Consider the following 25,559-nt stretch of genomic DNA (forward strand, 5'->3'; position numbering starts at 1 on the left):
CAACAGCAACAGCAACAGCAACAGCAACAGCAACAGCAACAGCAACAGCAACAGCAACAGCAACAGCAACAGCAACAGCAACAAAAGTCTCAAAACGAAGGGAAAGAAGCGCAAGGACAACAGTCACAAAATCAGCAAGATTCTGAAAATAAAAAAGAAAAACAAGAAACGGAACAACATCAACCGCAACGAGATGACAAGCAAGTGAAGGATCAAGGTGAACCAATACAGGCTAAAGCGCATCCCGAAAAAATGCATCAGGATGATCCTGAGTTTCGTCGACTAGAAGCAGTAGAAAGTGCTCGCGACCCAAGCTTTTTGATCCGTGCGCAAATGCAACTTCAAGCGCAACAAAAACAACCTCCACAACAATCTCAAAAGGAGTGGTAAGCCTGTGATGAACAAAGGCGTAAAACTGGTCTTTATTTTTGTGGCCAGCCTAATATCCAATTTCTCGGTGATGGCACAGACACTTCAAGCTAGTGTGAATAAAACACAAGTAGCCAAGAATGAAGTGATTAACCTCAGAATCATTTCAGATACTGAGCTCAGCTCAGACGCAATCGACTTCAACGTTCTAGAGAAAGACTTCTTCTTGGGTCAACCTCGTTATGGCCGCTCTAGCAATAACATTAACGGAAGAAAATCAGTGCGTACCGAGTGGAGTATCTCAATTGCACCAATGAAAGAAGGTGTTTTGACTATTCCAAGTTTTTCCGCTGATGGCATGAAAACGGAGCCGATCAAACTACGTGTCAACGCGAGCCAAACAGACCCCAATCTTGATGATCTATTTAGCTTCAATATTACGGTCGACAACAGTACGCTCTACCCTCAGCAATCTGCAACATTACGTATACAACTTCTAATTAAAGCGGACACTCGACGCCTAGATAACCCGCAAATAGTACCTCCGCAGATTGAAGGCATGAAGCTTGAGGCACTGGGTGGCTTACAACAAAGACAGAAGATCTTAAATGGGTTAGAAGTAGCGGTCATAGAGCAGTCGTTTCGCTTAACGGCAAATCAACCAGGCACTTATACCTTGATAGGTCCTAAACTGACCGGTTCTTATATTTATGGCGACAGCTTGACGGGCTCAACCAAAATAATGCCTATCAACACCAAAGCGGAACGCATGCCAATCACGGTCAAACCGATTCCGAGCGAATTTAAAGGTGAATGGCTTCCTGCTTCAGCGTTAGAAATGACACAGAGCTGGCAAGACGATCAAGGTAATCTATTGTCGACTAACGCAATCAACACAGTAAAACAAGGCTCTTCACTCACTCGAACCATTCAAGTTAAGGCTCGCGGTACACAAGCCGAATATCTGCCACGAGTCAATATTAGTTACCCGAGTTCACTGCGCGTGTATCCCGAACAACCTAAGTTCGATAGCGCGAGAGATGGCACCGTTACCATGACGGTGAAGCAAGTCATTATTCCTACAGAGGCCGGGAAATATACCTTACCAGGATACGACTTGAACTGGTGGGACAGTCAAAATGATGAAGCGAAGAAAACAACGTTACCAGAGCTAACATTAGACGTAGAGAAAAATGACACTGGGCTAATCACGTTGCCGGAATCGCCTCTTTCAGCGCCTTTAGTGTCAGCCCCTAGTCCTGAATCAAGCGGCGATGTAAACAGTCTCTGGCGAACATTAACCTTTGTTTTCTTAGGGCTTTGGATAATGACATTGGGAATCGCTATTTGGGCATGGAAAAAGCGGTCAATAACAGCGAGTGGAACGGTTTCAAATACTGAACAACCACTTTGCATCGACGCGCTAAAAAAAGTCATCGAAGAGGGCGATGCTGCGAAAATTGAACGCTCTGTAAATGAGTATTTAACCACTCATCAAGACAGGTTAAACCCTGGTGACGTACAAGCAATTAAGCAAGAGCTTAATGCCATGAATCAAGCGCGTTTTAGTGCTAACCAACAACCTTGGAGCCCTGATTCGCTGCTAGCGAAAATTCAAAACCTTGGCAAAGCAAACGTAACGAAAACCGACCACCAACTCGAAAAGCTATAAATAACTAGATAACAATGGCAGCTCTCATGAGCTGCCAATTCTCTTATCCGGCCAAATTTTGCTTTAGCGGTTTTATCTAGAGCACCAACCGCCGCCTCTTCCCTATCAAGTTGCTCTTATGAACATCACTTACTCAACAAAACTTGGGGCACGTATTCGTATCGCCTTACACAATTTCGCCCATGATTCTTCGCTTGATAGAGTGCCTTATCCGACAACTGATATAAATGGTCGAAATTAAAGTCTTTGCCTTTCGCTTTATAACAAGAATAACCGACTGAAACGGTAAGTAACTCCCCGTCTGGGTTATGTCGATGCTTTATCCCCTCGCCCTCGATGCACTGACGAATGCACTCTGCTCTCAATCGAACCTCCTCTTGCTCAGAACCAATCATGAGCAACGCAAACTCCTCACCACCGATACGGCAAAAAACTTCATCTTCACCTTTGGTATGATGATCCAAGATATAGCCAATTCGCATCAATGCAATATCGCCTTCGAGATGACCATAGTGATTATTGAATAAGCCAAAATGGTCAATATCAATCAGGATCAGGCCAAACGACATGTCGTCTTCACACTCTAGGGCACAATATTTTTGCATCACATGCTCTAACATGCGGCGATTACCAAGACGCGTCAAAGGATCGAGCTTAGAAAGTACCTCAAGCTGTCGATTGGCTTCCTCCAACTCTTTTGTTCGGTTCTGAACCTCCAGCTCTAAGTTTTCGTTTAGTTCGCGAATCGCCTCTTGAGCTTGAGTACGTTGCAATACTTCAGCTAAGCTGGACGCGAACATACGAATCACTTCACGTAACTGAGAAGTTAAGGGCGCACGTGTCAGCAAATTATCAACAGCGATAAAGGCGATAGGACCACTGCTATTTGAAGTCAATACCGTCATCGCAGCCCAACCAAAGCCAACAATATTATAGTCATGATAAATAGGCACTGATTCTTCAAATGCGACTTCGTTTGGCATTGAGCGAGCCAGATTTATAAGAGAGAAATCTTGGGTTTCGCCAAAGAAGTAAGATTCATCCACCACATTACCTTGAATATCGGTACCCCACGTTCCTTGCATGTAAGAGCAATTTTCATCAGTTAAAAACACCGCCATTCGATCAATACCAAGATTTTTAATGGCGAAAGTGACGGCCGATTTGCATACTCCACTGACAGTAGTGCAACGTGATAACTCAACCATGCTTGAATGCAACATGCGTACGTTTTGTTCTTGGCGCTTACGAATGTAAATTTGAGAGAAGAGTGAACCAAACGAGTCCAACATCTGTTTTTGATATGCCGTTATCGGCTTACGATGAATAAAGTTATCTAGCGCGAACCACCCAAACGGTTCATTGCCATCGCGTAAAATCAACATCGCATTCCAGCCCTGCCCGATGACCTTGCCTGCTGTATATATTGGCGCGTCTTCTACAATCACTAAGTTGCTCTCAAGGCTAGATAACGCGGTGATATACTCCTCGCTAAGTTGGTGTAAATCATATTGTGTGTGAAATTCATCAATCGTAATTCCTGACTCATCCGTACCGTATGTACCACTGAAGCTACGCTTTTTCATATCGAGAAGCATCAGTGTAGAGCGATCAAACCCAAGTCGTTCACGTAACGCTTCGACGGCTTTGTAGTACAAGTCCTTTAAAGAATCAGGATTAGAGATTTCGAGTGCAACTTGCTGAACTAACTTCATATTTTCGATAAAGCGCTCGCGTTGGCTAATCTCATCAACATATTGCGCTTCACGAATATCTCTGTGCCTGATCTCTTTCGAGGCATTTTTTTCAGCACGAATACATTGCCAACGCGCCGCTGCGAGCTGCATTGCGTCGTAACTTTCTTCATAGATATTATGTGCTGTGCGAGCATGTACAGATTGAATCAGTAGGTAGGTACGTTTGATAGGCGTGTTGTCGAGCATCATGATGTAACTATCACCGCCTAAATCTCGGGTGTGATTCCAGTTACAAGTGTTAATCGCCAGAGGTATGATGCTTTCAGAGGTATCAAACTGACTTGCCCACTCCCAGAATGTCTCAGGATAGTTTTGGGTTGGGTAAAGCTCTCCGCGAGAGAAGCTCATTGAATGACGAGGGTTAATTGAAGGATCTTCAAAAATAGCGAGGGCTTGAGGGGAGAACAGACTCTCTAAATGATCAAAGATTGCCTCCGCTAGCAACCGATGGTCCCTTGTTGAAGACACTTTTCTTGTAAAACTTCTTAAACTCACCCTACCAACCTAATCTACTTTTTTATCCTCGATAAAAAAACTACTTAGGCCATGATATGCAATCAATACGTTCAAATTTGAGCTGTTAAGTCATTCGCAAAATTATCAGACTTAGTGTTACATTCGAGAGCTCTTCAGCACTTTTAAAGCCATGTTTCACATAAGTTACATGCTTTATAAACTGGGGAGGAAAGTTGTACTTATTTACAAGATTTTTGTGTTGGTAGATGTTTTAAGCCTACGACTTAAAAAGAAAAAGGCCCCTCATCAAGAGGGGCAAAGTTACCATCGCTTATAGTTATTTAGTTATGCTTGAAATACGGTGGATTAACCGAAATCACCATTTACGTAGCCTTGAGTACGGTCGTCTTGAGGGTTGCTAAAGATCACTTGCGTATCGTTGTGCTCAACCAGTTCACCCATTAGGAAAAACGCAGTGCGGTCAGAGATACGACGCGCCTGTTGCATTGAGTGAGTCACGATAACGATGGTGTAGTTCTTCTTTAGCTCTTCCATCAGTTCTTCGATTTTGTGTGTCGCAATTGGGTCAAGTGCCGACGTTGGTTCATCCATCAGAATCACATCAGGCTCCATCGCGATTGTACGTGCAATACATAAACGTTGCTGCTGACCACCAGAAAGACCGAATGCGTGTGATTTAAGGCGATCTTTCACCTCATCCCAAAGTGCAGCACCGCGCAGCGAACGCTCTACCACTTCATCAATTGTCTTTTTGTCTTTGATACCTTGAGCACGTAAGCCGTAAGCCACGTTCTCGTAAATGCTCATCGGGAATGGGTTTGGCTTTTGGAATACCATGCCGACTTTGATGCGAAGGTCAGCAACATCAATGTTGCCGTAAATATCTTCGCCGTCCATCGCCAATTTACCTGTAATTTTCACGCCTTCGATTAGGTCATTCATTCGGTTCAAACAGCGTAGAAGCGTTGATTTTCCGCAACCTGACGGACCGATAAGTGCCGTCACTTGGCGAACTGGAATTGGTAAGTTGATCGATTTCAGTGCTTGGTTGTCACCGTAGAATAGGTCTAGGTTTTCAATATCAAATTTGTTCATTGTCTTAATCTCTTAATTCTTGAATTCGTGTCTTTTAACGTGCGTTCTTAATTAGTGTTGTTAGTAAGTTGCGGTGTTAAAACGTCTAGCAATCAGTTTCGTTACCATGTTGATCAAGAGAACAACTACGATAAGCACTGTTGCCGTACCGTAAGCCTGATTCCATTCTTCAACGGTAAACAGTTCGGTAGTCAGTTTGTATAGGTGAACGGTTAGCGTACGACCTGAATCCAATAAAGAATCCGGAATACGTGCAACCATACCTGCTGTCAGGAATACTGGAGCAGACTCACCAATGACACGACCAATACTTAGAATGACCGAGGTTAAGATACCTGGCATTGCGCTCGGAAGAATCAAACGCCAGATAGTGTAAATCTTAGAAGCACCGAGGCCATAAGAGCCTTCACGGTACGTTTGTGGTACTGCCATCAGCGCTTCTTCCGTTGTACGGATGATAACTGGCAGGATTAGGATACTTAGCGTCAATGCACCCGACAGAATCGAGAAGCCAAGGCCAAGAATCGCCACGAAGAAAGTCATACCAAACAGGCCGAAAATGATCGACGGGATACCCGCCAATGACTCGGTACAGAATCGGATGATTTTCACCAAACGACTGCCCACTTTCGCGTATTCGGTCAAGTAGATTGCCGTCATGATACCGAGTGGCGCTGCCACTGCGATAGAAGCGATAACCATGTAAATGGTCGCCACAATCATTGGGAAGATACCGTGCTCTTCACCTGTGCGCGTATAGTTATCAGTAATGAAGTTCCAATCTACGTGTTGTAGACCGTTTGATAGGATGTACCAGATAATCCAGAACAAGAAACCTACCGTTAGTGCTGCCGAGATCCAGACAAATGCGTTAAAGACATTATCTTTGAACTGGCGTGCTTTTTTTAGTTTTGCGCGATCCATAATAGTCACCTTTAACGAGCGATTACTTCGCTTTTTCTCGGTTTAGGTACAGTAGTACAGCGTTCAACGACATGATGAAGACCAGAAGTACTACACCTGTAGCGTAAAGTGCGTTCGCGTGAACACCACTTGCGTAAGACATTTCAATAGCGATGTTTGCAGTTAGTGTACGAGCCGAATCAAGGATGCCTTCTGGCATTGCCGGCGCGTTACCCATAACCATGATAATCGCCATGGTCTCACCCAACGCACGACCGATACCCAGAATCACACCTGTCATGATGCCTGAGCGAGCCGCTGGAACGAGCAACTTAAAGATGGTGTAGATTTTCGATGCGCCCAGTGCCAAAGAACCTTCTTTATAAGTACGAGGGACAGCGCGGATAGACGTTTCAGATACCGTAATTACCGTTGGTAGAATCATCACACCAAGAACAATGATACCGGCAAGGATAGTATTACCTGCAGGTACATCAAATACCTTCTGAATCAATGGAACGATAATAACCAGACCGAAGAAACCGTAGACCACTGAAGGAATACCGGCTAGCAGCTCAACCGCTGGACGGATGATGTCTGCTAATCGCTTTGGTGCGATTTCAGCGATAAAAATGGCGGTCAGAACACCAATTGGAACCCCAACAATGACAGCACCAGCCGTCGATACGATAGATGCCACAATCATGGTGGCGACACCGTAAAGCGCAGGTGGTAACCAGTTTTGTCCTAAGACAATGCCCGATACGCCTGCTTCTTGGAATGCCGGAATACTCTCTCGAACGATGAAGTATGCAATAACGGCCAATGAAACAATGCCGATTACGGCACTCGTTAGGAACAAGCCGTGGAAGATGCGCTCTTTCCAGTCTACACGACGCTTCTCGCGTAGGCCTGACTTGCTGATAGCTCTAGCGTCAGTATTCATAAGCTTTTCACTATTTGTTGCGATGGTCATTTAAAAATCTCACGGTTCTGGGCAATGCCGTTGAACACAATGGATAGAAAAGGCTCAGCCCGAAACGTTGGGCTGAGCAAACTTTAGAGTCCCGATGGGATTAGTTAACTGAGATGTAACCTTTTTGGTCAACTAGCGCTTGCGCTTCGTCAGTTAGCATCCAGTCTAGGAATTTTTGCGTTTCTGTTGATGGCTTGCCTTCTTTGTAAAGAACAAGGAATGGACGCGCTACTTTGTAAGAACCGTTTTTAACGTTAGCTACCGTTGCATCAACGCCGTCGATTGCTAGCGCATTAACAGTGTTGTCTACAGTACCAAGAGAAATGTAGCCGATTGCGTATGGGTTAGATGCAACCATTGTTTTCAGTGCGCCGTTACCGTTTGCAACTTGAGCACGTTGAGAGATAGCTGATACTTTCTTACCAGAAATCTTCATTTTTAGAGACATGATGTCTTCAAATGCGCCACGAGTACCAGAAGCTGTGTCACGAGTAATGGCTACGATTGGCTTGTCTGCACCACCGACTTCTTTCCAGTTTGATACTTCGCCTTTGTAGATTGCAGTCACTTGCTCGGCTGTTAGACCTGGCAGTTTGTTTTGTGGGTTAACAACCACTGCGATACCATCACGAGCAACCACTTCTTCGATTAGTGTTGATTCTTTTTCAGAGTCTTTTAGATTACGAGAAGACATACCAAGGTCTGCTGAACCATTTTTCGCTGCTTTTACACCAGCTGAAGAACCAGGACCTTGAACTTCGATAAATACGTTAGGGTTCTTCTTCATGTACGTTTCAGAGAAAACTTCCATCAGTGGAGTTACGCTGCTAGAACCCACTGCAGAGATAGTTTCTTTAGCAGAAACAGGAGTCACTGCCATTGCGCCTAGAAGTGCGATTGCACCGATTACTGTCTTTTTCATCACAATTTCCTTAAGTGGCTTTATTGCCGTTGTGTTTCACTTGAACGGTGCTCACTTTAGAATTTGAATATGACAGTTGTGTTTCACTTAGTTGAACCCTCTATGACACGTTGTCATTTCTAACTATTAATTCCGCGACTTATCCCTCTCTCAATTTGAACGTAACGTTTTTATAACGTTGCCTCATGTTCAAGATGATAACCCCATCGATTTTGGTACATTTCATAACAATTAGATATGAGTAACTCATTGATTTGGCAAATATAACAATTAAAATCGAAATGCTTATTTATAAAAAAGATAATAATTAAACCGATAGAGGGTCAATCTCATGCGTCAATTTCTTAGTACGCTTTCTATTAAACTTCAGGTTTTTCTGCCTGTTCTATTCACAGTTATATTACTCATCATTGGACTGAGTGTCGGAATCGGTAAACTCGATCAAGCATTCAATAAGGTTTCGGCTTCCACCCATAAGCTAATCATTCACAAAGAGGAACTTAGCGGCATCGTAGACAACACTTACGCCATGCGCATCAAAGCCATTTATAGTCTATTTAGAGCCGAAGATGTTCAGTCTCTCAACCAAGAGCTTTCTGAGCGACAAAACAAAAACCGCGATTTTCTTAACTCCATCGACAATCTCCCTGGCGTTCAAAATGAAGTCAATGCTATGCGTAAGGCCATGAATCACTATGTTGATTTCACTCGCGTTACCATGACACCTCTGCTCACCACTAAACACTCTTCTGATTACACCACCTCTGATTTCAATCAAAAGTACGAATCTGCAATGGCTGAGTATCGATTAGCTGGCGAAGCGATGATCAACGCCATCGACAAACTATCTAAACAATTGAATCAAATCGTCACCGATGAAGTCGAAACGAATGGCGAACAACATTCAACCACGCTAACTTACAGCGCCGTCTCGCTTGCGGTGATCTTGAGTGCCGCTTCACTTATTAGTTGGGTACTCGCCAGCTACATCGTTGCGCCGATTCGTAACCTTCAAGTAACGATGCAGGAAGTCGCGAAGGGAAACCTACTAGTTAAGGCCGAAGCCATCGGGAAAAACGAAGTGTCTCAGCTGGCTCGGGATGTAAACCAGACCATAGAAAAACTGCGTGAAACTGTAAGTGCATTGGTTCGCATTAGTGAAGATGTGGCATCAGCATCAACCGAGTTAGCAACTGTTATGACTCAAAGCAGCGTCAACTCGGATCAAGAAAAGCAAGAAGTTGAGCAAGTAGCCTCGGCGATCAATCAGCTAGAGTCGACCGCAGCTGAAGTATCGACCAATGCACAAGAAGCCGATAGTGCATCAAATCAAGCACGTACGTTAACCTCACAAAGTATAAGCATGTTTGGGGAAAGTACTCGCGCAAGTGAAAAGATGGCGGAACAACTTAACGAAGCCGCTGCCGTCGTGACTTCGCTAAAAGAACAATCAGAACACATTGGTCGCGTGATCGAAGTGATTGAAGGTATTTCTGAGCAAACGAATCTACTTGCACTGAATGCAGCGATTGAAGCTGCACGAGCGGGCGAAAGTGGCAGAGGCTTTGCGGTAGTGGCCGATGAAGTACGTATGCTGGCAGCGCGAACTCAGGAGTCCACCAAAGAGATCCAAACCATTATAGAAGAGCTACAGCAACAATCTGGTCACGCAAATGAAAGTATGCATTCCAGCTTAGCCATGTTGTCAGACAACCAAGCTCTGACACAAGAAGTTAGCCAATCACTTGCTAATATCAGTAATGCTATCGCCGATCTGAACTCAATCAACACTCAAGTTGCGACCGCATCAGAAGAGCAGAAGCAGGTCACGGCTGATATCAACAACAACTTAACGAACATCTATGAACTAGTGAGCCAGAACGTCACTGGCATTACGCAATCCGCTGCTGCCGCTCAAGAGCTTTCTGGCTTAGCGGAAAACCAAAAACATCAGCTTAAGCAGTTCCAAGTTTAAATACTCTGCTCAACACGATAAGTTCCAAAGGTTAGAAAAGAAAAAGCTCCGCACTGGCGGAGCTTATTAACATCTGGATTCGTGAAAATCCAACGGGGTGATTACTCCTCGTCAGTAACCAGCAGAACAGAGGAAATGTTCGTTGACTCTAGTGGGTTCCAGTTGTAAACCTCACCATTAAATGAATCAAACACCATAACGTTTGAGCCATCACCGTTTGGTGTGTTACTCCAGATGTAACCAGCATAGTCACCCACCTCTAGCGTGTAGCCACTTGCGAATGCAGTGCCGTTCATCGCAGGGCTATGGCAAGCACGTTCTGTCAACGCGACTAACTCCTTAATGTTTGGTATGCGCCAATTTTTTTTGCCAGCGAAGTCATATAAAGCATGATTACCTGATTCATTGCGGATTTGCTCAGCGGTTGATAGCGCTAACTGCCATGACATCTTAGTCGCAGCGCCATCACAAGCTTCGTTTGCCGTATTCCACGTTGAACCAACAGGGCAGCGCATCCATGTTAGACCTGTTTTCAGGTCAGTTACGGTACCGCTCTCAGAATATGTATAACGCGTGTTAGGTGCCGTTTTAGCAAAGTCAGTAGAACACTCTTGTGCAGCCATTACAGTTTGAGAAGCCAAAGCAAGAGATAGTACAGTTATTAATTTCTTCATCTTATTGGCCCTTTACTGCTACTAGACGGATTGGGAATTGGAATGACGTGCCTGTGTCACGCTCTACTTTGTCAGAATAAATTTCAACAAAGCTTACGTGGCCACGGTCAGCGCCCTTTGCTGCAATCACTGCAAATTGAAGTGCACCTTCGTAGTTAGCAGGAGAGTAATTATTAAATGTGAAATCACTTAGCCAAATAGCACCTGATTTAGCATCTGGGCTGCCTTTACCCTGTTGAGGGAAGTAAGCTATCGTCATACCATAGACATTGCCGTCGGCATCTTTCTCTGTCTCACCTAAGTCGAGAACATCGTAGAACTCTTGGTATGTTGGTAGGCGCCAGTCACTAATGCCACATAGTGATTGCTTGTTTATATGTTCAACATATTGGCTTGTTGAACAGATGCCATCAGCAGCATCCACACAACCAACGACTTCAAGATCTTCGTAATACGGTTTGAATGTTGCTGACTCATACACGAATGTACGATCTTTGAATTGAACCGAGCTCGCATCCGCACTCTTATTTTCCCAAACAAGACCAGTACGTTCGTCCATAGTACAAGCCCACTCAGTCGCATCTGCAGCTAAAGCTGCACCTTGTGAATCTAGCTTAACGAACTTAAAGCCAGCGCCTGTCGACGTTTGCTTGTCCTCTTTGTCGAAGCCGTATTCCGCATCTTGACCAGGGTAAGACGCTTGAACCTCTACTACGTCTGCTGCTCCTTCAGCAAAATAAAGAACGGCGCCCGTATCGTTACTACCAACCGTTTGTTCAGCAACCGCTACAATTTCTTCAGCAAATGCACTTACTTCCGCTTCAGACAGAAGATCAGAGGCCAACGATTTACCTTGGAAGCTAAGATTTTGAGCAAGCAGCGCTACGCCTTTGATCATTTGCTTTGGTTGCATCGCAGCTAATAGCACAACCGTGTTTTGCTCTAGCTTGTCTAGCTCGCTAGCTTCTGCGTTAGACATCACCGTACCAGAAAGAGAAACGCCGGCATCGGCGAGTTGCGCTTTCACAATCTCTTCAGCTTGAGCAACGGTTTTACCGTCAATTACAAGACCCGCGAGCAACGTTGTTACACCATTGACCGTGTTACCCGTTGCTAAATTTTGACCCGGAGCCGCAAGACGCAACGTTTGGCTTGAACCTTGATCAACTTGAGCAAGAATGGTACTGGTTAGTACGTTTTTGTCGCTTGAAGTCAGGCTAAATTTACCGGCATTATCCGTTTTAGCACTCGGTTCAGTGGAATCACAAACGTAGTTTTGGTTTAAATCGATACATACTGGCGTATCAAGAAGTGTACCTGCAGAAACGATGGTGCCAGCTACATCATAGGTCGGTGCCGACGTGTCACCACCAGAACCTCCGCCACAGCCAGCAAGGGCTAGTGACATAGCAACGAAAGAATATTGAAACTTCATAGATTTTATCTTCTTTTGATTTTAATTAACGAGAGCGAATCACTCTCACCATTGAAAGCAGGAAAAGTCCTAACAAGGTCCAAGGCGAACCACTGCCACCTGAACCACCGCCACTGCTTTCTTTAGTGGTATCAGCACTACACTGATACTGAGCAAAGTGACTCACACCCCACTCTTTCAACACCCCAGAGTTCCCTGACACGCGGTCAGACACTTCGAGACGCCAAGTACCCCAACTCGGTTGCCCGACAAGTGCTTGTAACTCCTCGTCATACTGAGCGGTGAAGTAACCTTTAAATCCTTTGGTATTGCTTGATTGATGGCTAAGTAGCACGACCGATTTACCTTGTGGAGACACAAGCGTCACTTGCAGATCTTGCAGTGAGTCATGTTCGATGTTCAGGTAAACCGCAAACGAATCATCAATCGTGCGTGACTTGTCCGATAGCGTCTGAGAGAACAGTCTGTCGCCCTGTTCCGGCAAAGCGGAGTTCACTGGTTGAGGCTGGATATCGAGCTCTGGCGTACCATTAACCAGCATCACCTTTTCACTCCACTGGTGAGTCTTTAGGCCTTCAGAAAATTGATAATCCAATGAAATAGAGGAATCGAATTGCGTGCCACATGTTAGACCGCTTGGTAACGCCACCTTCATTGAGGTCGAGTCAGAAAGCGTTTCATCAAAGTCGAAAACAGATGCGTTGTTTAGCTGCCATTGCCCTTTGATGCTCGCTTCACGGCCAGTTTGGCTCAGGCTCAAACCAACGTCTTGACCTTGTGCGATGTATCGAGCGTCATAGCGAACACGAAGAGGCGCTTTAAGTAAGTTGTGTCTGTTGAAGCTGTCCGTCAGGAATTGGGCGTAGTCTTTATTTGGGAACAAGGTGTTTGCGGCAAACACGGTCGACTCCGCCAGATCATGCATTTTCACGCCACGACCAATGCCGTACATGCCTTCAAGAACAATGGCGTCAAACTCGCGGAACACCCTATCGGTATCATCACCGTATCGTTCAACCGATGCTTTAAGCGCTTGAAACAGCGGCGTTGACCATAGCTCGTCACCTAGTTCACCGCCCACACTAACGTGCGCTGGGTACTCTGAGCTCTCGAAGTAACGTGCTCTTTGGTTCCATAAGCTACGAGTTGTTTTGCGTGTTCCAAACACACCGTCCCAGTTGAACACCGTATCTAACTCGAATTCTTGACCACGACGCGAAGCATCCAAATATTGAATGCGGTAGCTCGCGCTGCCCGCCCAGTAATCAGCAAAACCCTCTGCGATAGCACCAGTGTGACCGTACGCCCAATCCGGTACGATTTGGTAATGAATGCCATGCCCAAGCTCGTGTATCACGACATCAGCATCGACTGCATCCGGAGAAACACCACCGACACCCAGCATGAGTGCTTTCGGACCGTAATAGTAAGTAGAGTTATCTTTTGATAAACCGCGAGCGTCAAAACGAAGCGGTTCGTCAAACAAGTCGTAAGTCAGGCTTGTCAGATATTGGATCGAGCTATCAAGATGATAAAAAGCCATCAACTGTGGGAACGCATTGTCACCAAACTCGGTGCTTTGCATCTCATCAACACTGTCAAATGCTTGAACCCCTTCTGCGCTGAGAAAGTCCAACGTATCGAGTACAGGCGCTTCACCAGGTGCTGGGGCTGCAAATAAACCCGTCGCATCCACTTGCTTTAATCTTGGGTTAGAGAGATAGAACTTACCTCCCGACTTTAAAACCTCAATCGACTTGGTTACGTACTCGATCGGCTGAGGGTAATCGGACAGTGCTGACCACGTCGATTCTGGTGCTGCTTGCTGTTGCATGGTGCGAAGATCTGGGTTGAATAAAGAAACCTCAACATCAACCAGACTTCCAGAGCTCAAAGCCGGTGGCTCTTGTGCTTGCAGTTGGCGAGGCGATTCCAATTCCATTGCAACCGTTGGTTTACCGTTGCGAATGATCGTATCGTCAAGGCTCTTAAACACTCGCACAACGTGATGATTTTTATCGGTTGTTACTACGAGGGCACGCTGTGCTTGATATTCACCGTTAACCCAAACATCAAAATTGTAATGCTTGCCAAGCTGAGACTGGGTTTTGTAACGGAACTTAAACTCGCCCGCTTCTGAGTAGTGGCTGTCTAGATAAGTTTTCGCTTGCGCTTCATTGGTCACCACAGAATCCGTTGAGGGATAATCCCACTCTGCAGCCAGCGCCGCAGGGGTACATGCAATAAGCAGTGAAAACGCCAATGGTTTTAGCTTCATGATTTCGTCCTAGAATTCGTATTTTGCAGTCAGCGTGAAGTAGCGCCCTGGCTCAGTTGAGTAACGCTTACTTTCCTCAACGATACCCGCTACGTCTTGGTATCGGATGTATTCTTTGTCGAATAGGTTGATGATGTTTGCGCTAACACGAAGGTCTTTGGAAACGTGGTAAGTTGCGCCAATATCAAACGTATTCCACGCACTTGTCTGCGCGCAATCTGTCGCTAGACCAAGCGTGGTCTGGCATTTAGGAACGCGATCCATTGCCGCGGCCCAGTTCCAAGCCACGTAAGCATTGAAGTCTTGGTTGGCGTATTTCAGTTGAGCGTTACCTTCGAATGGCGTAATGCTTCGAACGTATTCACCTTCCGCGTCTTTGCCATCTACGTAACCAAACTTGGTGCTGATGTTCCATCGCTTAGTGATCGCGTAACCCGCAGAAAGCTCTGCACCATACGTCTCGACACCATCGAGGTTTTGGTATTGTTTAATGTAATTACCATTGCTTGAGTCAAAGCCCGTGGTCACAACGTCGATGAAGTTTTCAAACTTGTTGTAGAACAAAGACGCATAGACATACGCACGACCGTTATCGAACTTGTTACCGATTTCAAATGAGTCGGAAGTTTCAGCTTCTAGATCCATGTTTGGTGCAATGACAAACGGCGTGAGCGGCACAAAGTCGTGGCTTACGAAGCCATACGCTTTATCGTATTCCGGAGCACGGTAACCATGGTTATAAGATACATAAGCAATGTTGTTGGCAAATACCTCACGAGAAACCGACAAACTTGGAGATACCTCTGAGCTATCCATGTCTTTTAATGGGAAGCCGCCCACTTCACCCGCACCGTCTGGCGTGAGACGGTGCGCATCAAAGCGTAGGCCACCTGTGATGGTCCATTTATCCAGTTCCACCATGTCTCGAACATACAAGCCAATGTTATAAGCACGAGCAGGAGCGAAAGGTTGTTTGGTCGAAGGCGTTACCCCGTTCCAATCAATCTTGGAATCGCTATCTGTGCGCTCGTAATAGTCTGTAGAAAGCTCAACACCGTAAGCCAATTGGTGCTCAGCATTTGCTGCATAAATCGTATTGGTGAAATCGCCACGGAAGCCAATTGTTTCGTCAATGAAGGTTTTGTGTTCCAGCTCGCGACGCTTGGTGATCAAACCATTGTGATCCACTTGGCGCATTAAACGGTTGGTGTCTTCCACCACTTCGGTGTGACGCCAGTAAACTTTGGTATCCAACTCTTCGAACCAAGTTGGATTAATCGGAGTCACCTCTGCACCAATATAAGCGCTGTACTCTTCCGTGGTTTCATCCTCAGCAAAGTCTTCAATATGCCAAATTCCATCAGGTTGAATGGACGGTGAACCCTCCAAACGCTCTTGATTCTGGGTGTAGAGTTCCGCTTTGGCTTTCAACATCACCTCTTCATTGAAAAAGTGGTTGATCGTATAAGCACCGCTGTAACCATCGAGGTCGCGGTTATACAAATCTTCATCAAAGTTACGTGTCTCTTGTCCTTGCCAGTATGAAACGTTAAACAAACTCTCTGTATCACCGGAACGGAAAGCTAGATTACTCGTGCCTTTGTACTTGTTGCTGATATCGGTGTAAGTACCGGAAACATCGGTGTAGAAGTCTTTGTCTTTTAAGAAATCACCCGGCTGGCTGGATTCTAAAATCACCACACCGCCGATCGCGCCAGAGCCATGCACCGAAGAACTTGCCCCTTTAATGATTTGCAGCGATTCAAAATTGGATAAATCAAAAGTATCTCGCCCAACGGCATCATTAATGTCATTCGCACCGAAGCCATCCGCAGAACGAATGCCATCACGAACGATCATAATGCGGTTACCCGTCATACCACGGATGGTAATGTTTTGCGGACGTCCTGCACCGCCCGTCACGCTTACACCAGGTTCGTTACGCAGCACGTCATATAGCTCGGTCTCGCCTCTTTCTTCGATTTGCTCGTTTGTGATAACCGCGACACTACCTGCCACTTTTGACAATGGCTGATCGATTTTATTGGCGGTTACCACCACCTCTTCCATTGAGAAAACCTTAGATTCGGCGTGCACTTGACTGGCAGCAAGTACCGAAAGTACTGCCGCTGACACTGGGGTAAGCTTCATTTACTGCTCCGCTTTAGATGTTTTAATGAGTGATAGTAGAAATGCGTATTCTTTTGCTTGTTGTTCTTGCGCTTGTCGCGGGTCCATTTGGTGGCCCGAATTAAAATTAGTTTGCAACAAGTACGGCCCGTTGCGCTCACTTAACGCTGAAACTTTAGCGAGATACTTAGCGCCTTCCCAATATGGCACGCGCTGATCGATTAAACCGACTTGAACAAACATGGGTGGGTAAGCGTCTTTATGGATATTGAGAATCGGATCGTACGCCTTCATTAACGCCAATTGTTCAGGTTTGGTTGGGTTACCCCATTCGCCATACTGCTGTGTGGTAAGCGGAAGTGAGGTATCCGACATACTTGCAACCACATCAACAAAAGGCACTTTAAGTACGACACCTGAAAACAATTTAGGATCTTGATTAACCGCTCCGGCCACCAACGTGCCACCAGCACTAGAACCGATGGCGAAAACCTCTCTATTGCCACGTTCGAATGTTTGCAGCGCCTTCGCGGCCGCGACAAAATCACCAATAGAATTGGCTTTTCGCACACCACGGCCTTGCTCGTGCCATTCATCGCCAAAGTACCCACCGCCACGGACATGGGCGATAGCGTAAATCACACCTTGGTCGAGTAAACTGATAACCTGAGGCATAAAGTACGGTTTCATCGTAAAACCATACGCGCCGTAACCGTAAATCATCACAGGAGATTGTGGGTGCAATTTGTCTTTGCGATACGCCAAAGAGACCGGGACAGAAACGCCGTCGTGCTTAATAAAAATACGTTGGGATACATAACGCTGACTATCAAAGTCTTGGTAAGCATCTTGAGAGTACAAGGATTTATTCAGCGTTTTTACATCGAACTCTTCCCACTGAGGAGGCGTAGTCATCGACATGCTTCGGATACGAATCTTGTTTGATTCAAAATCGCCCAACGTGCTTAGCCAAGCGACATGACCATCGTGTTCCAATGGCAGTATCACTTTTTCCTGACCTTGGTAAGAATACACCGTCAAAGTCGACACATTGTTTGGCTTGCTAAGTGCCACAACTCCTGCATCATAAAGGTAGAACTGTTCAAGCGGCTCACGAGGATTGGTAAAGCGTTGCCATGTTGCGCCAAGCGGTGCGAGTTCGGCTTGGTAAAGGGCGAACTTTCCTTCCAGGTTGCTTTTAAGATAAATGTAACCTTTCGCCACATCCGCGTAATATTCAACACCCACTTCAGGCTTTCGCAATGAATCTGAGACAGTGCCCGTTTCTAGATCGACAAGCTTCTGCTCTGTTGTTGACTCGTTGTTGCTTTGCAGCACAGCATAACGGCTATCTGCCGCACGATAGAAAGAAAGTAACCAATCTGACTTGGGTTCATTCCATAGGACTGTTTTTGCCAAAGATTCAGTGGAGATACTTAAGATCTGATGAGGTCGCTGAGTGCGCTTTTCCTTTGCAACGAGGAATGCCACTTTTCCGTTAGGTGATAACAATACGCCACTATCGACGTGCGTCGCCAGTTCCGTAGATTGGCCGGAGAGTAAATCAACAACCACGGCGCGATATTGTTCGCTGCCGTCGATATCTTCCGTGAAAAGTAATGTGTCACCATTCACTTGCCATTGACCAAGTTGGTAGTACTGATGCGCAGATTGTCGTTCATCGAAATCGAACACCACGTTTTCTGGTGCATGTTGACTCGCACGGGATAACAGTAAGTAACGACCATCGCGACGCGTTAGCGTCCACTCTCTTCCACTCATGATCGACCATGGCTTATCACCTTTGTCTGCCACCATGGTACCCCACTGTGTGAGTAGGTTTTTTGTCAACGTCTGATAACTTTTTTGGTGCTGTTCAGTTTTGTGGTTTTGTTCTGTTAGGTAGGTAAGAACTCGTTCATCTTTACGAGCATCATCTCGAAGCCAGTTGAAATCATCAGCAGCAAAGCCAGAACTAGAGGTAATTATGAGCCCTAAAAAAACATGAGTAAATTTCATATAGAGAGCGAATTCATTTATAGGATTAATACAATGGCGCGTATTCTGCCCCTAAATAAAAATGAGATCAATTATCATTTTCATAATCATGTGAGATTTTTATCTAGTGTGTGAGGAAAAACGTTTGCTTTGACCGAGGTAATAAAACTTAATAACTTCCTAAATTAGCGTTCTATGCTGTTTATATACAACCAGACAAATATAAAAACTGACAAACGAGTGAGTATGGAAAGAGGCTATTTCACCTAGCGACAGACATAAAAAATCCGAGTGCGAACACTCGGATTTTTAAGAACTAAAATCAATGGGAAACTACAGCAGCTTTTACTCTTCAGAGCTCGGTGCCGCTGGTTTTTTCTTAGGGATGAAGACATCATCACCCACAGATACGTTTTTGTAGAAGCTCTTGTCACGCTTAGCTGGTTTTTTCGCTGATTTTTTCGCTTGAGGGCGAGCTTTCTTTGCGGTCGCTTTCTTATTGCGGAAATCTGGTTTAGGTGGCTTAAGACCTTTAAACTTACCTTTCAAATCTTCGAACACTGAAAACTCAAGATCTTGTTGTAGGTATGCTTCTACACGTTTAAAGCTATCCCAGTCTTTTGGACCAACAAGAGAGATTGCATCCCCTTTGTTTCCAGCACGACCAGTACGACCAACTCGGTGTACGTATTCTTCGGTATGCTTTGGCATATCGAAGTTGATGACGTGTGTCACAGTTGCAATATCCAAACCGCGGGAAGCAACATCAGTCGTTACAAGGATCTTAAATACTGCGCGCTCAAACTGACTCATAATGGTGTTACGTTGAGTCTGGTTCAAGTTACCACTCAGTGCTACAGCCTTCAGTTTCTTTTCGTTTAGCTTTTCTGTTAGTCGCTCAGTATCATCACGCGTTGCCGTAAAGATAATAACTTGACGATATTCAGCCTCAGAAAGAACACGATCTAAAATCGCCTCTTTATGATCCAGATGATCACACAAGTAAAATTTTTGCGTAATATCTTTATGTTCTTCGTTAGAAACGCCGATAGCAATACGCTTTGGCGCATTGAGCATTTCAGCCGCGATTTCATTGACGTCTGCATGATCTAATGTCGCAGAGAACATCAACGTTTGACGGCGACGATGCTTGGCTGCTTTATGAATGCGACGAAGCTCTGGTGCAAAGCCCAAATCCAACATACGGTCTGCTTCGTCAAGAATCAGCGTTTCCAAACCATCCAGATAAAGCGAACGATGATCTAAGTGATCAGCCAAACGTCCTGGTGTCGCCACGATAAATTTCGGGTAACGACGCAGAGCTTTTACCTGATCGTTAAAGTTCTCACCACCCAAAATCAGTGCTGCTTCATAAGATAGGCCAGCTAGCATAGAACGAAGCTCACCATATACTTGTTTCGCTAACTCACGAGTAGGAGCAAGGATAACCGCGCGAGGGTCTTTCGCAGAAAACGATTTTGTCTTTAAAGACTTATGAAGCATTGGCAATACAAACGCCAAAGTCTTGCCCGAACCCGTTTTCGAAGATGCCAATAGATCCTTGCCTGCAATCGCAACAGGAATCGCCTGCTGCTGAATGTCAGTCGCTTTTTTAAAATCGTAGTGTTTTAGGTTCTTCAACAATCGGTTGTCTAGGCCTAGATCTTTAAATTGCAAAGTATTCTCCAATAAATCAGTCAGCGTCTGAGCGCTCTGTAGTGTCGTTTCCGCTCTAACGCAGCAAAAAAATAAAGCTCGGTATAATACCGCAAATCATAGGAGTATAGATAGAGATCACACAAACTAATTCCCTGTGGTGACGGTAAAACATCATTTGTGGCTCAGTTCAGAGTAAACCCTAGCCTTTTTGATGTGCATCTGAACGTGAAGTTCAGTGAAAGGCCTTTCAGATATGTCTTCTATTCTTCAACAAAACGACGTAAATAGCAGTTATTTGGGCCAATAAACTTTCATTTGTGTCAATATCGTCTAAATTATTGATATCAGGAACGTGGCAAATACACCTGCTATGAAAACTGTTGTGAGAGCGAGGGAGAAGATAGACTATTCACCTTTGTTAAGCTCAGGTAAAAGTTGACGTCAGGTACTCCATGAAATTCTTGGGTTTTTTTGACTTTTGCTACATCATGTACTGATAAAATGTAACCACATTTAACCTCGCTACTGTATAAAATAATAGTTGGTGGCGAGACTTTCACTATAAGCAAGGAGTTCTTATATGAACAAAACGTTGATCGCAGCTGCAGCAACTTCAGTACTTCTACTAGCCGGTTGTGCTTCTTCTGATGACGCAGCAACAGCAAATGCAGCAAAATTAGACGAACTAAGCAACCAAGTTAGCCAACTAAGCCAAGACGTACAAGCTCTTCAATCTGACGTTCAAAAATCAGGCGCAGCAGCAATGGCTGCTCAAGAAGAAGCTGAGCGTGCTAACGAGCGTATCGATAACATCGCTCAGTCTTACACTAAGTAAGATTTGATACCGCGTCTTAACGCCCGTTAAGGCGCGGTTATTTCGACAGGAACCCCATTCTGTGCAGCGATTGCTGCTTTAGCCTTCACGTTTTTCATACCGAATTCATCCAGCCACCACTTTAACTCTTTCGGCACTTTCAGTTCATCTTTCTCGCCATTACTACGAGTCAAAGGCTCATGTGCTTCTAAGAACACACTTCTGTCAGGCTCAAGTGTCATTTTGATAGGCTGATTAATGATGTTAACGTCTTCGCCGTTACGAACCTTGTCAAATAACCACTCAATGTCACTTGGGTCCATACGAATACAACCCGCGCTGACTCGCATACCAATCCCAAAGTCCTTGTTGGTACCATGAATTAGGTATTCGCCATTCCCGTAAGCTAAACGCAATGCAAACATACCAAGTGGATTATCAGGCCCCGCAGGAACAACGGCTGGTAGATCAATGCCCTTTGCTTTGTACTCGGCACGAATAGAGGCTGGAGGAGTCCATGTAGGGTTCGGTCGTTTTTGGCTGATACGCGTTGTCATTACTGGGGTATCGCGCCCTATTCGGCCAATTCCGACAGGAAATACATGGACAATATCCTCTCCTTTCGGAAAGTAATACAAGCGCAGCTCGGCTAGATTAATAACGATACCTTTATAAGGTACGTCTGGGAGGATTAGCTGTGTCGGAATAGTAAGAACATGCCCCTCTTCTGGTAAGAAGGGATCCACGCCTTTGTTTGCGGCCATTAAACCTAGCATACCCACATCGTAGAGCTTAGCGATATTTGCCATGGTTTCGCCTTCTTGAACGACGTGGTTTTCAAGGCGACCAATTAAACGGCTTCCATCCTCTGGTAATTCGTACATCTTAGCGAATGATAGACCACTCACTAAAGATAACGACACAGATAGCAGGGTACGTTTTGCGAAACTCATTGATCGCTTTTTGCTAAGCATTTCACTCTATTCCTTGGCACTTTTAAAGAGCTGTAAGGTTATCTCTCTTTCTGTCTTGTGATCAACCATCGGCTTGTGATATTCCAGTAAAGAAAAGCCCTCCCAAGTCCAAGGTTTATGGATGTATTTGTTCGGTACACTTTTGATTTCTGGTACCCAGTGGCGCACAAATTCACCATTAACATCGAACTTTTCGCCTTGGCTTATCGGGTTGAAAATACGAAAGTATGGCTGCCCGTCACAACCCGTAGAAGCAGACCATTGCCAGCCACCATTGTTCGCTGCAAAATCGCCGTCCACCAGCTTACTCATGAAGTACGCTTCTCCCCATCGCCAATCAATATGTAAGTCCTTGGTAAGAAAGCTCGCGACAATCATACGTAATCGGTTGTGCATCCAGCCTGTTTGATTGAGCTGACGCATTGCTGCATCAACGATTGGGTATCCTGTTGTTCCTGTCTTCCATCGCTCAAAGGCTTTCTCATCATAGGACCACTGGATTTTATCCTCCCAATCGATAAATCCTTTGCCTTTGACGAGTTTTGGTTCGAAAACCAATAGGTGCTGATAAAACTCACGCCAAATGATCTCACTTAGCCAAGTTGCTTTCCCTTCTGTAAGGTCATTTTGTTGATTTTCAGCATACAAACGAGCAATACACTGCCTTGGCGATAGTGCGCCAATCGCAAGGTATGGAGACAGTTGGCTAGTGCCATCAATAGCTGGAAAGTCTCGCTCGCTTTGATACGCGTCACTGCGCTCTCGTGCAAATTCCCTAAGCTGCTTCAAAATATCATTAGTCGAAGCCAGCCAGTCTTCACTGGATTCTCGAGGATAGCTAAATGTGAAGCTTGAATTAAATCGAGCCGACTCTAATTGTTCGAGTACCTTTTTATTGAGTGGCGCTTGCTCGTGAGGTTTTACTACCGTCGGCATATGGAACTGCGTTAACCAAGCACGCTTGAATGGCGTAAATACCTTAAAATATTCGCCTTGCTTATTAAGAACCGTCGTTGGCGCGTGCACACATTTGTCATGAAACAGTTCAAATTCGATATCGTGAGAAGCTAACGCTTCACTTACTTGTGTGTCGAGCTCTCGTTCGTTCACCTCATAGTGAATGTTTGCCATGACAGACGTGGCTTCAAGTGTTTCCGCCCACCCACTAATCACATCTGTACAATCGGAAAACGACGGCACCTCTTTGTACAAAAAAGGAATATTAAGGCTTTCAAGCTCCTCGTTAAGACAAGCTAAGCGACGAGCAATGAGGTCTGCCTGCATCGGCGCCATGTGATGCTCCCGCCACTGCTCTGGCGTCGCGATAAAGCAAGCGACGACAGGCTGACCTGAATCCAATGCCGCTTTGAGTGCCGTGTGGTCTAACGTACGCAAGTCACGTCGAAACCATACTAAAATCATGGTAGCTCCTATCTTTTGTCTACTAAGTTAGGTGTAATTTCTCTATCACTTCAGAGCACCCCATCCGATCACCTAGCTGTGCGTGAAGCATTTTGATGGACGCTACTTGTTTAGCAGCTAGTGCTTTATTGGAGAAAAGGTAGATAAACGAACCATTTTCAATGACCTCGTGATCTAGTAGACCAGAAACATCATCAACCTTATCGATCAAAGTCGTGTGATACCCTTGTTCACAAAGCTTCGCTGCTTGAATCCAACTCTCAGATTCTCTGTTTTGTTCAAAGCTAATGAGCAGACACTTTCCTTTGGAAGCGGCTTTGTTTTCAGAATCGATAACAAGGGCAAGTCGAGTGATTAAACAAGTCTGAAATAACCCCACCTGCAAGGATCGCAACGATCCTTTTACCATATCTAGCGCATCAAATACTGGGCTAATAAACTGATCAATAACGAGTTTTAGTGGGTACTCTTTAAGAACAGAGGCAAGTAAACTCTCTGCTTTTCCTCGATTCAGGGTAGACAGCGCAAGCAGCATGTTTTCAACTTCTTCGAGTGTGCGAACCTCGTTTTTGACTTCGACATCGGCGCTTTTTCCTAGCAACCCCTTAACTTTACCAATCGAAATCCCCTTCGCGAGCCAACTCTGGACTTCGCGAATCGTATCGAGATCTTGCTGGCGATAGAGTCTGTGTCCTTTTTCAGTTCGCTGAGGCTGGATCAAGTTGTATCTTCGTTGCCAAGCTCTCAGCGTAACTGGTTTTACACCCGTGATTTCTGCGACATCTCGGATCGCGTATAGTTTTTCTTCTGAACTACAAACCATAGCGTAATCTCATCTCCTGCGGATACGGTTCTAAAAACTTCTGTTTTGCTAAATACTCGTCTGGGTAAGTATTTAAGTAATGCTTAATCAACGTAAGTGGTGCTAGCAGAGGCAGCATTCCAATACGGTAGTCGTGAATCACTGTCGCTAACTCTTCTTTTTCTTCTTTAGTTAGTGAGCGTTTGAAGTACCCTTGTAAATGCATCAACACATTTGTGTTATTTTTGCGGCTAGCCCGATTCGTTAACGCCTTCATCAGTCCTAAACGATACTCTTGGTAAAAGTCTTCAATTTCATAATTAGCGACATCGGCAACTAAGCGGCCAAGGGATCGGTATGACTCTGGGTGGTGTGCCATTAACGTCAGTTTGTAGCGCGAATGAAAGTCGATGATTTTGCCACGAGTAGGCTCACCATCCATCGAGTCGTAAAAGTCATTTAGACAAAATACTCGAGTAATAAAATTTTCTTTCAATACAGGGTCGTTAAGTCTGCCATCCTCTTCAACAGGCAACCAAGGCATTTTTTGCATCAATGTTTGTGTATACAAGCCAACACCTTCTTTCGCAGCACTGTTCTTGCTGTAAACCTTGACTCGCTCCATGCCACAAGTTGGTGACTTGGCACAAACGATGTAACCACAAAGCTGCTCGCTTTGAAGTTCATCTACTTTATTGGCCGAGTAAGTGAGCATATTGTCGGTATGATCATTTTCTGGATTTTTGGTTTCAACCAATGCAACACGCTCTTCATTAGAAACAAGACGAATTGTTGGACGGGGTACTGGCATACCTACGCCGACTTCAGGGCATACCGAAACAAAGTCAAAATACGGGCTGAGCTCTTTAGTCACAAAGTTGCTCACCTTATGACCAGAGTCAAAACGCACTCGTTCACCCAAAACACACGAACTGATACCTACTTTGATTGAAGATTCCATGATGACGCATCCCTATACAAAAAGTTTTGTTGTATAACTTATAGCAAGCCTTTCCAGATTGTACAAGAAAATAAGTTGTACAATTTAATCGTTTTACTTCACTCGAAAGTATTTCGATCAACCAGCTGTCAGAAAAAAGTTTGGCCCAAAAACAAAGAATTTGTGCGCGCAATCGACAAACTGCTCAAAAGCAAATCGATTGCTCTTTTGATTTCAACAGATTTGGTTATCAATAGTAATTGCAGTTTCTAAATGCGTGGTTTTTG

Annotated in this window: 18 protein-coding genes and 1 pseudogene; 4 read left to right on the top strand and 15 right to left on the bottom strand. The window is 45.0% G+C overall.

The window, feature by feature from the left end; all coding sequences use genetic code 11:
• Positions 1-390: pseudogene (locus R7E42_RS04560) on the top strand (hypothetical protein); the annotation flags it as partial.
• 4 nt (positions 391-394) lie between these two features.
• Positions 395-2,041, top strand: a complete 1,647-nt coding sequence (locus tag R7E42_RS04565) for a BatD family protein (RefSeq protein WP_318072383.1) — start codon at positions 395-397, stop codon at positions 2,039-2,041.
• A gap of 125 nt (positions 2,042-2,166) precedes the next feature.
• Here the strand turns inward: R7E42_RS04565 and R7E42_RS04570 are convergent, their stop codons facing one another.
• From R7E42_RS04570 to R7E42_RS04590, 5 genes are all read right to left on the bottom strand, one after another.
• Positions 2,167-4,293, bottom strand: a complete 2,127-nt coding sequence (locus R7E42_RS04570) for a GGDEF domain-containing protein (protein WP_318072384.1) — start codon at positions 4,291-4,293, stop codon at positions 2,167-2,169.
• A 327-nt stretch (positions 4,294-4,620) separates the two neighbouring features.
• Positions 4,621-5,370 carry a phosphate ABC transporter ATP-binding protein PstB gene (pstB, locus tag R7E42_RS04575; RefSeq protein ID WP_005375156.1) on the bottom strand — a complete coding sequence of 250 codons (750 nt, stop codon included), beginning with the start codon at positions 5,368-5,370 and terminating at the stop codon, positions 4,621-4,623.
• A 60-nt stretch (positions 5,371-5,430) separates the two neighbouring features.
• Entirely contained in the window at positions 5,431-6,294 is an 864-nt protein-coding gene (pstA, locus tag R7E42_RS04580) for a phosphate ABC transporter permease PstA (RefSeq protein ID WP_005383923.1), read from the bottom strand.
• Between the two features lie 22 nt (positions 6,295-6,316).
• Entirely contained in the window at positions 6,317-7,249 is a 933-nt protein-coding gene (gene pstC / locus R7E42_RS04585) for a phosphate ABC transporter permease subunit PstC (protein WP_005375154.1), read from the bottom strand.
• Positions 7,250-7,349: 100 nt separating this feature from the next.
• On the bottom strand, positions 7,350-8,171 hold the full coding sequence (locus R7E42_RS04590; RefSeq protein WP_005375153.1) for a phosphate ABC transporter substrate-binding protein: 822 nt from the start codon (positions 8,169-8,171) through the stop codon (positions 7,350-7,352).
• A 331-nt stretch (positions 8,172-8,502) separates the two neighbouring features.
• Here R7E42_RS04590 and R7E42_RS04595 point away from each other — a divergent pair, with 331 nt between their 5' ends.
• Entirely contained in the window at positions 8,503-10,146 is a 1,644-nt protein-coding gene (locus tag R7E42_RS04595) for a methyl-accepting chemotaxis protein (protein ID WP_262659740.1), read from the top strand.
• A gap of 101 nt (positions 10,147-10,247) precedes the next feature.
• Here R7E42_RS04595 and R7E42_RS04600 read toward each other — a convergent pair whose 3' ends face one another.
• The 6 genes from R7E42_RS04600 to R7E42_RS04625 all read right to left on the bottom strand — a co-directional run bounded on the left by R7E42_RS04600 (position 10,248) and on the right by R7E42_RS04625 (position 20,350).
• Entirely contained in the window at positions 10,248-10,820 is a 573-nt protein-coding gene (locus tag R7E42_RS04600) for a DUF1566 domain-containing protein (protein ID WP_017820503.1), read from the bottom strand.
• A gap of 1 nt (position 10,821) precedes the next feature.
• Positions 10,822-12,255, bottom strand: a complete 1,434-nt coding sequence (locus R7E42_RS04605) for a DUF1566 domain-containing protein (protein WP_262666556.1) — start codon at positions 12,253-12,255, stop codon at positions 10,822-10,824.
• A gap of 25 nt (positions 12,256-12,280) precedes the next feature.
• Complete coding sequence (locus R7E42_RS04610) at positions 12,281-14,533, bottom strand: proprotein convertase P-domain-containing protein (RefSeq protein ID WP_262606611.1); 2,253 nt, start codon at positions 14,531-14,533, stop codon at positions 12,281-12,283.
• A 9-nt stretch (positions 14,534-14,542) separates the two neighbouring features.
• A complete protein-coding gene (locus tag R7E42_RS04615) occupies positions 14,543-16,684 on the bottom strand; it encodes a TonB-dependent hemoglobin/transferrin/lactoferrin family receptor (RefSeq protein ID WP_262606612.1) in 2,142 nt (713 codons plus the stop codon).
• Positions 16,685-18,682 (bottom strand): prolyl oligopeptidase family serine peptidase, encoded by a 1,998-nt coding sequence (locus R7E42_RS04620; RefSeq protein WP_258666601.1) that lies wholly within the window; start codon positions 18,680-18,682, stop codon positions 16,685-16,687.
• 324 nt (positions 18,683-19,006) lie between these two features.
• Positions 19,007-20,350: a DEAD/DEAH box helicase gene (locus tag R7E42_RS04625; RefSeq protein ID WP_005383932.1), complete on the bottom strand. Its 1,344-nt coding sequence runs from the start codon at positions 20,348-20,350 to the stop codon at positions 19,007-19,009.
• A gap of 550 nt (positions 20,351-20,900) precedes the next feature.
• Here R7E42_RS04625 and R7E42_RS04630 point away from each other — a divergent pair.
• Positions 20,901-21,155: an Lpp/OprI family alanine-zipper lipoprotein gene (locus R7E42_RS04630; protein WP_005375145.1), complete on the top strand. Its 255-nt coding sequence runs from the start codon at positions 20,901-20,903 to the stop codon at positions 21,153-21,155.
• A 26-nt stretch (positions 21,156-21,181) separates the two neighbouring features.
• On the opposite strand, the gene R7E42_RS04635 is transcribed toward R7E42_RS04630, so the two are convergent.
• From R7E42_RS04635 to R7E42_RS04650, 4 genes are read right to left on the bottom strand one after another with little or no spacing between them, the layout of a single operon-like run.
• Positions 21,182-22,108: a L,D-transpeptidase family protein gene (locus tag R7E42_RS04635; protein WP_005383933.1), complete on the bottom strand. Its 927-nt coding sequence runs from the start codon at positions 22,106-22,108 to the stop codon at positions 21,182-21,184.
• A gap of 6 nt (positions 22,109-22,114) precedes the next feature.
• Positions 22,115-23,530 carry a deoxyribodipyrimidine photo-lyase gene (gene phrB / locus R7E42_RS04640; RefSeq protein ID WP_033906725.1) on the bottom strand — a complete coding sequence of 472 codons (1,416 nt, stop codon included), beginning with the start codon at positions 23,528-23,530 and terminating at the stop codon, positions 22,115-22,117.
• Positions 23,531-23,552: 22 nt separating this feature from the next.
• Positions 23,553-24,353, bottom strand: a complete 801-nt coding sequence (locus tag R7E42_RS04645; RefSeq protein ID WP_005375142.1) for a MerR family transcriptional regulator — start codon at positions 24,351-24,353, stop codon at positions 23,553-23,555.
• Positions 24,343-25,293 (bottom strand): YbgA family protein, encoded by a 951-nt coding sequence (locus tag R7E42_RS04650; protein WP_005375141.1) that lies wholly within the window; start codon positions 25,291-25,293, stop codon positions 24,343-24,345. The genes R7E42_RS04645 and R7E42_RS04650 overlap by 11 nt, the downstream gene beginning before the upstream one ends.
• Positions 25,294-25,559: the final 266 nt, after the last annotated feature.

Origin of the sequence: Vibrio sp. Vb1337, assembly GCF_033338715.1 — a bacterium.
In the GTDB taxonomy this organism is placed as follows: domain Bacteria; phylum Pseudomonadota; class Gammaproteobacteria; order Enterobacterales; family Vibrionaceae; genus Vibrio; species Vibrio alginolyticus.